Annotated in this window: 4 protein-coding genes; all 4 read right to left on the bottom strand. The window is 36.6% G+C overall.

All coding sequences use genetic code 11. From position 1 onward, the window contains the following. Positions 1–61 precede the first annotated feature (61 nt). The 4 genes from ES674_RS14280 to ES674_RS14265 all read right to left on the bottom strand — a co-directional run bounded on the left by ES674_RS14280 (position 62) and on the right by ES674_RS14265 (position 15664). Positions 62–496 (bottom strand): FUSC family protein, encoded by a 435-nt coding sequence (locus ES674_RS14280; RefSeq protein WP_211359301.1) that lies wholly within the window; start codon positions 494–496, stop codon positions 62–64. 7 nt (positions 497–503) lie between these two features. Then, complete coding sequence (locus ES674_RS14275) at positions 504–1283, bottom strand: DUF3108 domain-containing protein (protein ID WP_148405148.1); 780 nt, start codon at positions 1281–1283, stop codon at positions 504–506. 150 nt (positions 1284–1433) lie between these two features. Then, on the bottom strand, positions 1434–2378 hold the full coding sequence (locus ES674_RS14270) for a PorP/SprF family type IX secretion system membrane protein (RefSeq protein WP_148405146.1): 945 nt from the start codon (positions 2376–2378) through the stop codon (positions 1434–1436). A gap of 71 nt (positions 2379–2449) precedes the next feature. Then, a complete protein-coding gene (locus ES674_RS14265) occupies positions 2450–15664 on the bottom strand; it encodes a T9SS type B sorting domain-containing protein (protein ID WP_148405144.1) in 13215 nt (4404 codons plus the stop codon). Positions 15665–15708 lie beyond the last annotated feature (44 nt).

Below are 15708 nucleotides of genomic sequence, written 5' to 3'. Positions count from 1 at the left end.
TAAACAAAAAAAAGATATTACCAACGTATTATCTTTTTTAAATGATTGAAACCTATGATCTTTATATTTCTATATCAATATCTTCCAAGTCTATATCTTGTATATCTATTTCTTCTATCTCAATTTCTTCAATGTCTATTTCTTCTATCTCAAGTTCCTCCAAATCGAAATCTTCTAAATCCAAATCTTCCAATTCTTCAATAGCTTCAGCTTCCGATTTTTTCTGGGTTTCTTCAAGCTTTTCAATATTTCCAACTTCAGAGGTATTAAAAATAGCTTTATAAGTAGAAAAAGAAATTGCAATTAGTGTTAATAAGAAAGCCAATTTAATGGTGTGCTTCGGTTTTTCCTGTTTATTGGATAAATAGAATGCCAAAACGCCAAAAATGAGTGCTAATAAAGCCGGAATAAAAGCCAAATTAGATAGTGGTAAAACAGCTAGAATAACCGCTAATACCGCTGAAATAACACTTAAAATTATAAAAAGAATTCTCATAAAATAATTAGTTTTTTAAACCAGAAGCCGATTTGATTTTTAATTCTCCATTACCAACTGCAATTTTAAATTTGGCATGAACAGGTATTTTGTTAGCATCGGCCGTTAACCACAATAAATTGTCATTAGAACCTTTTAAAACAGTACTATTATTAACAGAAATAGCTAATTTATGACATAATTTTTTACCAATTCCTGTACTTATGGTTTCAGTTCCTAAATAAACAACTGACGCTTTAAATTCTTTATTATCAAAAATAATAGTCATAGGAAAGGTTTTTCCTTTAACAGCTTCATCTAAATTTAAGTTTCTAATTTTATAAATGCTGGTAACAATATCATTGGTAGAACTTCCAACAGAAAGACTTTTATTTTCCTCCCAAATAGTGCCATCTCCACGACGTTTTTTCTTGGTACTAGCAATGGTTTTAGATTTATGTTGAAATTTATATTGCATAAATTTATAATAGCCACCTTCATTAATATCACGTTTATGCAAATATGGCGTTAGGGTAGTTGGGCTTACATAACTTTCATATAAATCGCGTATTTTAAAAAAGCTATCCCATTTACTGTAAGTTGTCGCCGTTAATCTCAATCGTAATAAGGTGGCTTTGGAGGTTTTTACCAAACCAGTTTCCATAGAAACTTCAGCCAAATCCGTCATAATACCAGACATGTTATAAGCTGCCGTGAATTTTAAAGTTTCATTAGTTGAAACGGCTGTATTTTGAGCAAAGCCCATTTGGCAAAACACCAAACTTAAAATAATTAATAAATAGCGCATAGTTAAAAATTAGGTTATATAACGGCTGATGTTGCATTTATTGTGCCGTAAATATTTTGGACTGTAAAATTATACTAATAATATGATTAGTGGATAAAAAAAAGCCATAAAGCATAACTTTATGGCTAGAAAACAAAGATTTCCAAATACCTATAAGGTACAACGACAGTTACTGACGCCTTGGAAAATATCAAGACCAATGGTAACCATGTGCGTGCCACTGTTATTATTAATTAACTCATTGGTAATAATTTGGTAGGAGTAAGCAAAGTAAAAATTAGATACTTTAACGCCCGCCATAGGACCAATATTTAAAGGTTCCATTATCTGATCATTTAAAAAACGATAGCTTAGTCCCGCCCAAAAATAGTTGTCATTTTTTAATAATCTTCTATACTTTAGGTTTAAATCGGTAGTTGATCTTCCATCACCTTCAAAATACTGAATGTAAAGTGAAGGTTCTATTTCATAATCGCTATTTCGACTTCTATTAAAAACATAACCGGTGTATAATTGGTAATTTCGAAGTTTACCTGGCTCATTAATCCCGAATTTATCTAAATCTTTATCCAAGATGTTACTAGCAGTGAAACTAGCATAAAAAGATTCCAAACGATATAAAGCGGCAACATCAAAGTTATGATTTATCATTTTTCGATCATTTTCTATTGAAATATCCGAAACATTATATTTAGAAATATCCAATTGAAAGATATTCATGTTATAGGACATTCCGAAGGAAACAAATTGATCACGACCTTTATCCAACGTTAAATGATGTGCAAATGAGGCTCTAAATCCGCGTTGTTCTGTAAAACCATTTTTATCATTATATAGAAATAAGCCCACACCAGAGCGTTCGCCTAAACGCATATCGGCAGCTAGAGATTGCATATCTGGTGCGTCCTTGATGCCAACCCATTGGGTAAGACCATTGGCTCTAATTTTCACATAATCGCCAATACCAGCATAAGCAGGTGAAATAATAAACGGGTTATCAGCCAAGTATTGCGTATAAGTAGGTATTGTTAATTCCTGACTGTATCCAAAAATGGAGCAAAGGAGCAAGGCAGTAAGTAGGTATAAGTTTTTCATAGGTATCGTTTTAAAAACTTTGTTTTATTATGCCACAACCGTTTGGGGGTAGTTGTGGCATGATTTAGTGTTTATCTATATAATGTAAAGTGTCCAACAAATTCACGGTTATCTTTAGCGCTTCCTAAATTGATAACATACCAGTAATCACCTGTTGGTAATGGATTTCCGTTATACTCACCATTCCAAGTTTGTCCTTGTCTTAAGGTGCCTACAACACGACCATGTCTGTCATAAATAAGTGTGCGGATATCTGGATAATTTTCAGTTTTTCCAGGACCCCATTCATCATTCTGACCATTTCCATCTGGTGTAAATACATTAGGAATTTCAATATCTACAAATACAACTTGTAGGGTTTGTGTAATTTCACAACCGTTCTGGTCTACCACGCGAACTACAATAGTTCCAGATTCGTAGTAGGTGAAAACATTGTTACTTCCATTATCATAACCGTTAAAGAAGTAGGTATATCCACCAGATCCACCTGAAGCTGTTGCCGTAACTTGATTAATTCCTGTTTCAACCACTGTTAAACCTAAAGGAATAACGGTGTTTATAAAGAACGGAACAGTTTCTGAACAACCTGATGCTGCATGTATAATTTCTACACTGTGATTTCCTGCAGACAGGCCGTTATAAACATTACTAGCTTGTCCGATTCCACCATCTAAAAAGTACATCACATCATTAGCGACACTTGGATCTACATTGATAGTAACCACATTGTCATCACAGGTATAGATAACCTCTGGAGAAGCATCAATAAAAGTTGGTGCTTGTAATGTTACATCTAGAGTAGTTGTACAATCATTCCCATCCTTAATGTAAATAGTATAGGTTTGACCACCATCTAGACCATCAAAAATATACTGGTCTTGAACATAGTTGTTTTCATTATTTAAACTCGTAAAATAAGGAGCTGTTCCAGCACCTGCAGGAATGCTTATCTCAATTTCACCATTATCATCTTCAACACATATTTCTTCATAAGTAGAAATTAAAGTTGCTAGAAGTGCATTTGGTTGAGAAATAGTAGTACTGTCTTCTATATAGCACCCTGTTTCATCATACACACGAATTGTATAGTTTCCAGCTACTAAATCATTGAAAACGTTACTTGCTGTTTGTACATAGTTTGGAGAAAGCGCGTAGGTTAAATTATTTGTTCCGCCACTTGCACTAACTAAAATACTTCCAGAGTCTTCACCATTACATAAAACGTTGGTAGGAGTTAAGTTCATGGTTATGGCTGCTAAACTTGTAACGGTAAATGCTGCCGTGTCTATACAACCATTGATGTGCTGAACATAAGCCGTGTAATTTCCATCAGCTAAACCTGTAAAGACATTAGAGTTTCCGTATGAAATACCATCTAAACTATACTGCACATTGCCAACTACTGTTGAACTGACATTTATAGTAATTTCGTTACTGTTAACATTGTTTACACATGTATCTACAATAGAAACGCTTGCTTGAATATCAAAACCAGCTTCAATTGTATAGGTTAGTGGTAGAATTTCACAATCATTAGCATCTTTTACGTGAATGGTATAGGTTTGTCCGCCGGCAAGACCAGTGAAATCAAATACATCTTGCGTAAAGTTAATACCATCCGTACTTGTAAAGTATGGAGGTGTTCCGCCAGATACCACTAAATTTATGGTTCCATCGGCTGCATTCAAGCAGGTTTCTGCTGTTCCAGAAATGATAGCTGAAAGTTCAGCAGCAGGCTGCGAAATAATAACACTACTGATAGTTACTTCACAAGTAATGGTATCTCTAACAATTATGTCATAGGTTCCGGCAGGTAAATCATCAAACGTATTACTAGCTTGGTAATCATAGTCAGGAGAAATAGCATACTCTAAAGTACCTGTTCCGCCTGTGGCAGTAACTGTAATACTTCCAGTTGCTTCACCAAAACACAACACATCTACTGTAGACCCTACAGAAGCGGTTATGGGAAGCAAGTTATCAATGTTAAAATCGATTTCCTGAATACAACCATTGGTGTGTTGCACATAAATAGTATGGTTTCCTGGAGCAAAATCTGTAAAAACATTGCCTGCACCATAGGTTACACCGTCTGTGCTAAATTGTAAATCGCCAGCTAAAGCAGCGTTAAAGGTAACAGTTACTTCATTACCAACCACGTTAGCCGTACAATTATCAACAATAACTACAGCACCTTGAATATCCACACCATTAACAATGGTGTAGGTAAGTGGTACTATTTCACAATCACTATCATCTTTTACATAAATGGTATAGGTTTGTCCACCATTAAGACCCGTAAAAGTTAGTAAATCTTGTGTAAAGTTTATACCATCTAAACTTGTGTAATACGGTGCTGTTCCACCAGACACTGTAATGGTTATTTCACCATCGGCTGCATTAATACACGTTTCTGGCACAGTTGCCTGAATTGTTGCGGTAATTGCGGTTGCAGGTTCTGCAATAACTATTGAAGATAGTGTTACTTCACAAGTAATGGTATCTCTAACAATTATGTCATAGGTTCCTGCTGGTAAAATATCAAATGTATTACTAGTTTGGTAATCATAGTCAGGAGAAATAGCATACTCTAAAGTCCCTGTTCCGCCTGTTGCCGAAACTGTAATACTTCCAGTTGCTTCACCAAAACATAAAACATCTACTGTAGATCCTACAGAAGCTGTAATTGGAACCAGGTTATCAATTGTAAAATCAATTTCTTGAATACAACCATTTGTGTGTTGTACATAAATGGTATGGTTACCAGAAGCAAAGTCTGTAAATACATTTCCTGTTACATAGTTTACACCGTCTGTACTAAATTGTAAGTCGCCAGCCAAAGTTGCGTTAAACGTAACGGTTACGTCGTTGCCAACAACATTATTTGTACAATTATCAACAATAACCACAGCACCTTGAATATCCACACCTTCATCAATGAAGTAAGTTAGTGGTAGGATTTCACAATCATTAGCGTCTTTTACATAAATGGTATAGGTTTGATTACCGGCAAGACCCGTAAAATCAAACACATCTTGCGTAAAGTTAATACCATCCGTACTGGTAAAGTATGGCGGTGTTCCGCCCGATACCACAACGTTTATAGTTCCATCGGCTGCGTTTAAACAAGTTTCAACTGTTCCAGAAATGGTAGCTGAAAGTTCAGCAACGGGTTGCGAAATAATTAGATTAGAGATAGTTAATTCACAAGTAATGGTGTCTCTCACAATTACGTCATATGATCCAGCTTCTAAACCTGTAAAGATATTATCAGTTTGGAATGTGAAACTAGGTGAAATAGCATACTCTAAAGTCCCTGTTCCGCCTGTTGCAGTAACTGTAATACTTCCAGTTGCTTCACCAAAACATAATACATCTGCGCTAACATCTGCGCTTGCTGTGATTGGATCCAAGTCCTGAATTGTAAATTCAATTTCTTTAGTACATCCATTAGTATGCTGCACATAATAGGTATAAATACCTGGCGCTAAATCTGTAAAGACATTAGTTGCGCTGAATGTTATATAATCCGTACTATATTGAACGTCACCATCTACTTCTGGATTAACACTTAAAGTAACTATATTTCCTGGTGTGTTGCTGATACATGTTACATCAATTACAACACTAGGAATAACCTCAACAGCAGGTGGCATATAATATTCTAAAGGCGGATTCACATAACAATTGTTAGAATCTACGATGAATATTTGATAAAACGTATCTCCACTTAAATCGGTAAAAGTATATTCACTTCCAACAACCGGTGTGAAGTTGGTATTATCCAAACTCACTAAATAACTTCCTGAACCACCTGTAATATTGATGGTAATGGTTCCATTTCCATCATTTAAGCATAACTCGTTACCAATGGTTCCGAATGTTGCTTGCAATGGATCTGGCTCGATAATTTCTATTTCGAAACTTTCAAAACAACCATTTGCATCTTGTGCAACAACGGTATAGATACCCGCTGGTAAATTGTCGAATACATTTGAATTATGAAATTGATCTAAATTTGGAGATATAGCATATTGGAAAGTTCCAGTTCCTCCAGAAGCGTCAATAGTAATGCTACCATCTGTTAATCCGAAACAGCTAATATCAGTTTTAGGCGTTGAAACGATAAGCGGATCTGGATCTGTAATAATTATAGGTTCTGATACTCCAGTACAATCTATTCCACTTGAAACATTCACTTGGTAGTTTCCAGCGCCAATACCTATAAAAGTTCCGCTAGCTTGTGGACCTTGAACAGTAGTGTTAGTAACTGTATCAATTAATTCATAAGAATAGTTACCTAAACCATCGGTAGCCGTTGCAAAAATTGTCCCGTTTGTACCACCGCTACAGTTTATAGTTGAACCTGATAAATCAAGATTAACAAATACAGGTATTACTGGGTTTACCGTAATTGAATTCGTTAATGTTATATCACAACCATTGGAATCTTGAATGTAATATTGATAGGTTCCAGCTGTTACAAAAAATGAGTTTGTAGGACTTAAAATCGTAAAGTTTACGCCATCTGTACTGTACGTGTATGGCGGTGTTCCACCTGATACTTCAATGTGAATTTCAGCATCATTATTACACGTAGCGGTATTTACATAGGAAACAATCCCCGTTGCAATATCTAAAGGTTGTGTAATGATTACGATATTTGTTGGATTGCTACAAGTCCATGCATCGCTAATATCAACATGATAGGTCCCAGCAGGAATTCCTGTGAAAATAGGACTTGTTTGTGGTCCTGAAGTAGCACCAGTCACTTCATTAATTAAGGTGTATAAATATCCTGAACCGGCGCCGCCTGAAATAGCACTTACTGTTAATGTTGCATTGGCATCATTGAAACAGGCAAGATCTGTAGGATTTGCAGTTAAAGTTCCACTGATTGATGTTGGAACTACTAGAGTTTCATTAGCTGAAACCACACAACCATTAGCATCACGAACACTTACTAAATAAGTTCCAGCAGATAAACCATTAAATATATTGGTTGCGGACCACGGTGAAATAACTGTAGCGCCTAATTCTAATTGGTACTCATAAGGAGCGCCCCAACCCAAACTAGCCGATGCTGAAATACTTCCATCATTGGCAGAAAGAACACAAGTAACAGGAGCACTGTTTATTTGTAGCATTAAAGCTGCCGATGGCCCTGTAATGGTGAAATTAATACTTGCAGGACAGAACGGGTTGTTTGTTAAAGTGGCTTCAAAAGTATAAATGCCACTTGCTAAACTAGTAATAGTTAATGGGCCTGCAGTTGGACTTGATCCAGTTTGAACAGATGTTCCTGTATTATCAAGAATTACATAGTAAAAAGGGCCAGCGTCATCTGTTGGCGTTGTATTTTGATCTATAAATGTAATTTGCACAATTCCATTTGCAACTCCAAAACAGGTAACATTTGAAACTACTGTCGCTAGCACATCAAATGTATTCGGGTCAGAAACATAATGAACTGTTTCAACTTGACAACCCGTAACTGGATTTTCAACAATTATACTATAGTTTCCTACAGTCAAATCTGTGAAGGTTGGCGTTGTTTGTGTTAGGTTATAAGGGTTTCCATTTAATCCAATTACTGTATAATTTAATATGGCAGGTATTCCACCGTTAAAATTAGCTGTAATTGTTATGGTTTCACCAGTATTACAGTCAATTGGGCTATCAATATTAATTGTAGACGTTAATAATTCAGTGTACGGATTAATTGTGGCTGTTGTTGTTCCAACGCAACCATTATTATCATATACATTTATGGTATAGGTTCCACCTAAAGGATTGGTTTCGTTATAAACATTGTTAGTTCCAAATTGTAGGGTAGTGGCACCTTGAATAAACTCATAGTTTATATAAGTTCCAGAACCGCCCGTAACACCGCTAATTGTAATAGTTGCATTGTTAACAGTGTTTGTATCTACTATACACGCAAAGTCTACAACTGTTGTAGTGGCTATTGCAATAACAGCTGGTTCATTAATAGTAATAGTTTCAGAAGTCACACATCCACGACCAGAAGTTACTGCTACGGTATAAACACCAGCAGCTAAACCTGTAAACGTATTAGTGCTTTGAGGACCTACGATAATAGGAGATGTGATTTCATAAGAATATACAGGATCTGCATTCGTTCCTGTTAGGTTAACTGTAATAGTACCATTGGTTCCTCCATTACAAGTAACATCTGTTGCAACTGGTGCTATACTTGGTGCAACCGGCACTTGTATAGAAGCAGGAACATCAATAGAACATGAAGTTCCAGAATCCGTAATTGTAATAGTGTAATCTCCAGCAGGCACATTTTCAAAAATATTTCCTGTTAAAGTGATGCTAGGATCGTTAGGTAAAATAGTATAGGCATAGACTCCAGAACCACCATCAACAGTCATAGTAATAATACCGTCTGAAGCTCCACAATCAGGAGAAGCAGAAATACTAGTTGCTGATAAACCAGAAATAGGGGTTAAAATGATTATATTTTGGATGTCTGTACAACCATTTGCATCTTGAACAGTTACCGTATGTGCACCCGAGTTTAATCCAGTAATAGTGAAAGAGTTTGAAGCATCTTCGGTATACGTATTAAACGCAGAGCCATCAACACTGTAGGTGAAAGGTGCGACACCAACTGTATTATCTCGTGTTATTACCATACTGAAGTTTCCTTCAACATTACAAGTTGTAGTGGCATCAATAGCTAAAGTAATAGCCGGTGGTGTATCCGTTGGCACGAAAACTGAAGCCATTTGAATACAACCATAGGCATCTTGCACATACACATCCCAGTTCCCACCTTCCACATTAAAAATGTTTGTTGAAGCTCCTGTCCATGTTGCTGTATCTGGAGCTGGATCACCTGCTACATTTAATTGAAATTCATAAGGCGGTGTTCCAAATTGTCCAGTTGCTGTAATAACACCTGCATCAACATTACAGTTATCACTAGCTGTAAGATTTGCTGAAATTGCTAATAAATTGGATGATTCCGTAATATTAAAATCAGAAGTAGCAGCGGAACAATCATTATAAGCGCCACCAATTTCTGATAGTAAAATATAATACTGTCCAGATGCTAAAGGCCCAACGTTGGATACCGTTTCTGCACCGCCTGATAGGGGAGAAATTGTACCTGTAATTCCCGTTGATACATTTGATTGAAAATTAAATATTTCATAAGCAACACCTGTGGCTCCTGTATCATAATTATCAATAGTAAAGGACACACTTCCATCGCCATTACCTGTACAGGTTACATTGTTTACATCATAAGAGACCACTGATAAATTGGATAATGAATCAATTGGTCCTGTTGCAGTTTCAAAATAATAACAATCGTTTGACATATCATGCACTACAAAAGTGTAGGTAACACCTGGCGTTAAACCTGTGAAAGTTGATGTTTCTGGTGTTCCTGAATCAGCATTTTGATAATTGTTTGAGTATGGAATTGTATTATATTCCAGAACAGCAAATTCATAGTTTCCGCTACTAACTACAGGCGTCACCGTAATAACAGCAGTTCCCCCTGTACTACAATCGGAGGTAAGTGTCGTAATATCAATAACTAAACTACCTGGAGGAGATGCTATTGTAATGTTTTGTGTTACAAGCGAGCAACCATTAGCATCTACGACATCTACGGTATAAATACCATAATCTATTATGGTAAATGTATGGTCTTCCCCGCCAGAGGTTGTTGGGTAACTAGCCGAATAACCAAAGTTATTAGACACATAATATGTGTATTCTGGAGTTCCTCCTGAAACATTTTCTACTGTAATAGTTCCAGTAGAAGTTCCTCCTGATACATCACAGGTTATATCTACTTTAACAACATCATACGCAATGGCATCAGGTTGTGTAATAGTTGCTGTTTCAGTTATAGAACAGGTATTGGCATCCGTTACTGTAATAGTGTAAACACCAGCTTCCAAACCTGTAGTTTGAGAACCATAATTAGTTCCTGTAGTCGTGTTTTCAACTAAAATAGTATAAGGTGATAATCCACCAGAAGGTACAACCGTTATAGCTCCCGAGTTATCCCCAAAACATAAATTATTTTGCGTAACGGTAACCGTTGGTGCATCTAATAATGGTAAAGGAATAATATTGATAACCGAAGTTTGAGTGGTACAACCTAATGAATCTGTAATTAGAAACGTGTAAGTGCCATCGGTTCCTGTTGAATAAACAAAGGCATTTCCAACAACGGTTGTATTTCCGGCAAATGGTCCACCGTTATACGATACATCATATGTATAAGGTGCAATACCGCCTGCAATAGTTGTAAGGATAGACGCATTTGGATTCGTGCGACAATCTAAATTTTTGGTTAATATGGCAGTTCCAATTAATGCCCCACCAATGGTTTGCGAAATAGCGTCTGACTCACAACCGTAAGCATCCCGAACAATTACGGAATAAGTTCCTGGCGTTAAGTTGGTAAATGTATTATTGGATTGGAATGTACCGCCATTTATACTATAGGTATAAGGTGCAGTTCCATCTGATACCCCTACAACAATAGTTGCTAGGTTTCCAGCATCATAACAAATATCTGATGATGCATCAATACTTGCAATTGGAGTAGTAGGTGCTGCAATAGTTAATGCAGTATCTATTGGGTCTTGACAGCCATTAGCGTCTTGAACCACCACTATATAATCACCTGGAATAACGTTACTAAACGTATTTCCCGATTGGAATGGTACAATTACGGTCCCAACTGAATTTTCTAATTGAAATGTGTAATTAGGGGTTCCATTTGAAGCGGAAGCTTCAATAGTGGCACCGCTTAAACAGGTTGCAGGACTTGCTATAACAGCACCTGCAATTAAAGCATTAGGTTCTAATACGGGTTGGGTAAATGAAAAACTACAGGTTGCAGCTGTATCGTCGTAACGAATTTGAACATCGTATGTAGCGCCCGCTAATCCTGTAATTATCACTGGCGATGTAGCAGAATTTATCCAAGTAGTTCCACCATCAGTGGAGTAATCAAAACCATATGGTAATTGAAAGTTATTAGCTGCAATAGTTATTTGCCCATCAGCAGCTCCAGAACAGCTTACATCAAATGCATTTAAAACTTGCGCTGAAAATGCTTGATTGGAGTCAATAACAATTGGGAATTCTACTTCCGTGATACAAACTCTTGGAATTTGGTACACATTAATATCATCAATAACCGCATCATTTCCGTTGTATACAACACTTCCAGATCGAATATTAAAGATTAATTCGGTATTTGCTCCTGGGTTTAATTGAACTGATTTTAATTGCCATGCATTTACAGTATTCAAGATAGGGCCAGTTGCTTCCGAAGCAATTACGTTTCCAGAACCATCTACTAATTCCAAAATAAAATCTGGTGCACCACCGGCACTACCAACACTTAATAAGTTGGCTAAATATAAGTCTACAATAACATCTTGACCTGGTAAAACATTATTAATAGGTTTACTATATAAAATGCCATAAGGACCGGCTGCCGAACCAATATTTACAGCAAGAAAACGACCTTGAGGGTCTGAACCTCCTGATGTGTGATCGCGGTAGTCAAACCACGTTCCGTAAATAGGGAAAATTCTATTTGTTACAGCATATTGGTTGTCCTGTAACAAATCACTTGGTCCACAAGGTGATGGTGATATAGTTTGATCATGGAAGCAATAAGCAGCTGCAATTCCTGGAGTTGTAGTGTTTCCACCACGACCAAAATCTTCAAACAACAAATTACTATAGGTAGGAATGTTTAAGTTTTCATATTGAACGGTAATTGTATGGTTTCCGCTTGGAACATTTACGAATACATTGTCCGGTACGTTGGTATTTTCAACACCATCCATAACGTAAGTATATGCAAAGTTTCCACCATTGTTATTTACGGTAACTGTCGAGTTTCCTGAACCATCACAATTAAAATCTGTATCACTAATATCAATAGTTGGGGCAGTTGGAGCTGGGCTAATAGTTACTTCCATTGGGAAAATACAACCATTGACATCACGAATATATAAGGTGTAAGTTCCAGGTGCTACATAAGCTGAATTTGCAGAACCGTAAGTAACACCATTATCAAAACTGTATTGATATGGTGCAATACCTCCTTGTGGGTTTGTAATACGCACTTCACCTTCGCCATTAGGACCACAACCTGCTAAAGCCGAAACGCCTCCAGAAGCAGATAATGCCGTATCTGGTTGCGTTATAACAACCGTTTCAGCAGTGGTTAAACAATCTTCACCATTTATAGAATACTGAACTAAAGTTTCATAAGTTCCAGCTGGTAAATTGGATATAATAGGATTACTACTATATGTATTGCCACCGTCAATACTAAAAGCTAACGTATAACCATTAGAACCGGTAACATTAAAATTAATTTCGGCAGATTCATCTCCATAACATAAAACATCCGTGTGTGTTACGTTAAAAGTTGGCGGCTCTAAAGCTTCCACTATTATTTGCGTTGTTTGCGTACAGTTATTAAAATCTATAACGGTAATATCATAAGTTCCTGCCGTAAGTACTTCATATTCTGGAACGGTTTGGAATTCTGTTGTACTGTTAATATAGTAGAAGTAAGGAGGTGTGCCACCATTAGCAACAATAGTAATTTCACCATCTGTACACGTTAACGGTTGGGTTAAATTGGCAGTTAAAGTTATAGGATCTGGTTCTACAAGCGTTATCGTTTCAGTGTAAGTGCAACCGGCGTCATTTGATGCGTTAACAGTATAAGTCCCTGGGTTTAAATCGGGGAAGGTATAGTCGCTTTCGGCAATTGGTCCAGCTGCACTAATAATGGTACCACCTTGTAAAATTTCATAGTAATATTGAGCAGTAACATCATTCATTTGAACTGTTATGCCGCCTTTATCACCAGAACATAAGGGTTGATTTGGTATAACATCTACCGTGAAATTTCTTGCACGAATTGGAATATTTATTATTGTGAAGATACATGGATTAGTAATACCAATTGGTCTGATATGAACAGTATAATCACCTGCAACTGTTATAGGAAAAACATTGCTAATTTGGTATGGACCGCCCACACCGTTAATGCTGTATTCATAACTTGCAGGAACGCCATTAATGGTAATTTCACCATCAGTTGAACACACAATATCGCGGTGAACTTCTGTAGGTGTGAATAAATTCTGATATACATTGAAATAGAATTTTCTAAAGCAACCATTTTGATAAGTAATCGTTAATTGGTATTGTCCTGCAGCAATAAGATTATAAGTAGGTCCTGTTGCAACTTGGTTCCAAGTACATGATGCACTTGTATTAGGACAATTAGCTGGCGCTTCGCCACAACTTCCTTCATCTAAAAGTGCCCAAGAAATACTAATGGCATCCGTGATATTGGTTTCTAATAGTTGCGCATCACCAGCTCCACAAAGGAAAATTTCTGGTAATTCTTTTTCATTTATAGGGCAAATAACCACTTGGTTTGCGTAAGGTGTTATTGGATTTGGCAAATCTGCACCAAACAAAATGACATTAACAGTTTCAACGATAGAAACGCAAGGTTGTGCTGCCGTATTTACACTGGTATAAACACCAGGTGTTGTAATTGTTATAGTTTGAGTTGCTCCAATTGGAGTTCCTGTCATTTCATCACCTTGGTACCATTGGTATGCTGTATAGCCACTTCCAGCGGTAAGCTGAATACTGCTTCCACAAAGCACTTCATCTCTAATAAAAGTACAACCATCAACATTTACTAAAAAGTTGGTGGATCCTGGTGTTGGAAAACCACAAACATCAATATCAGAAACACTCGGTACTTGATTAGCAACTACATTTCCAGAGTTAAAACTACTATAGGTTTGATAGGCTTGATTTTGAATTATATTAGAACAAGCATCTCGTAATTGGTTGCAGTCTTCAATTACTTTTACTCGAATTCTGATGGTATAAGTTGGATCACCTTCGTTTATTAAATTATTAGGAATTGTAAAAGTTAATGCATGCGTCACGGCATCATAGGTGTATGTTACACCTGGCGCACCGGTTAAATTAACAGACATTAAATCTACATTAATTGGTAAAACATCTGTAATGGTGTAGTTTATAGCGTCATCATTCCCTATATTTTCAAAAGATAGGATATAATCTAATTCTTGCCCCAGCGTCACATCGCCGTCATTGATATTAACTCCTGCGGTATTTTCAACGTTTTTTGTTAAGGTTATATTTGGTTGAATAATATCAACAGCAAAGGCATTGAAATAATAAAAATAGACATCTCCTGTACTCGCTAATCGTATGGTTGCTGCAGTGTCACCATTGTTTATAACGCTATTTCCACCATTTGGTACATTCAAGATACCTGCATCGAAGCCTAATGTATTTAAACTATTTGGCTCTCTATTCGTAAATTCCCCAGCTAAATTTGTAATCTTACTATTGAAAAAGTTATTAGCTGGTCTTTCTGGTGTATTCATGGAAATTCCATTAATACGCAAGCGATCTCCAGTAATTTTAAAATCACCTTCTAAAGCTGAAAAAGCAAACTTAGCACGAACCGGTCCCACAGGAATTGTTCTAAATCCTGAAACTGGCACATCTAGAGTTGTCGTACCACCAATAGCACTAAATCCGTCAAAGGACACAATAGCTTTTCCTGGTAATGCTGGATCTTCATAAACCACAAATAGTGACCATCCACCACATAAACCTGTTCCACCGTGATAACCTAAACTAGAGGTCATGTTTCCTACAGTATAAGTTCCTGCAGGATCTGCTAAACTTTGTAACAAGCCCGTTACATCCGCATAACACGCATATGGTTTAGAGTTATCACCACCTATAGGGGTTGTAGCGGCATCGTAAATTATTTCCCCCGTAATATCACTATAAGTACCTCCCGGCATTTTAAATTTAAGTTGATTAATAGGACTTCTATCCGATTCTTGGTAAATGGCCCCCCAATATAAACCAGCATATAAAATGCTGTAGCAACTTCCAGGCGCTTCCAAATTGGCACTACTTGAACTGAAGGTGGTAGGATCACCATCAATATCAATATACTGCATACTATAATCGGAATTGTAATTATTGGTTCCGTTATAAGGAACATTTGGGCCATAAGAGTTTGTACTCCTATTAACGATGTTGTTTCCAATTAATAGAATATCACCTTTAGTATCCGCATCAAAACGTGGCGTAAAAGGTTCGTAATTTTGTGCTATACTGGTAAAGTAGAACATAGCAAATAACACACTTAATGTTATTTTGAGGTACATAGGGTTTTTCATAACTGTAGGCTTTGTAGCATTTGGGGCATGCTTATTTAGTCATA

The sequence above is a fragment of the Bizionia myxarmorum genome, from assembly GCF_008086205.1.
GTDB lineage: Bacteria > Bacteroidota > Bacteroidia > Flavobacteriales > Flavobacteriaceae > Algorimicrobium > Algorimicrobium myxarmorum.
The sequence above is the reverse complement of the archived record's forward strand: the minus strand, read 5'-3'. Positions and strand labels throughout refer to the sequence as shown.

Bases quoted from the DNA above. Each gene is read 5' to 3' on its own strand.
- ES674_RS14275 (WP_148405148.1), bottom strand. From the start codon at position 1,283: ATGCGCTATTTATTAATTATTTTAAGTTTGGTGTTTTGCCAAATGGGC.
- ES674_RS14280 (WP_211359301.1), bottom strand. From the start codon at position 496: ATGAGAATTCTTTTTATAATTTTAAGTGTTATTTCAGCGGTATTAGCG.
- ES674_RS14270 (WP_148405146.1), bottom strand. From the start codon at position 2,378: ATGAAAAACTTATACCTACTTACTGCCTTGCTCCTTTGCTCCATTTTT.
- ES674_RS14265 (WP_148405144.1), bottom strand. From the start codon at position 15,664: ATGAAAAACCCTATGTACCTCAAAATAACATTAAGTGTGTTATTTGCT.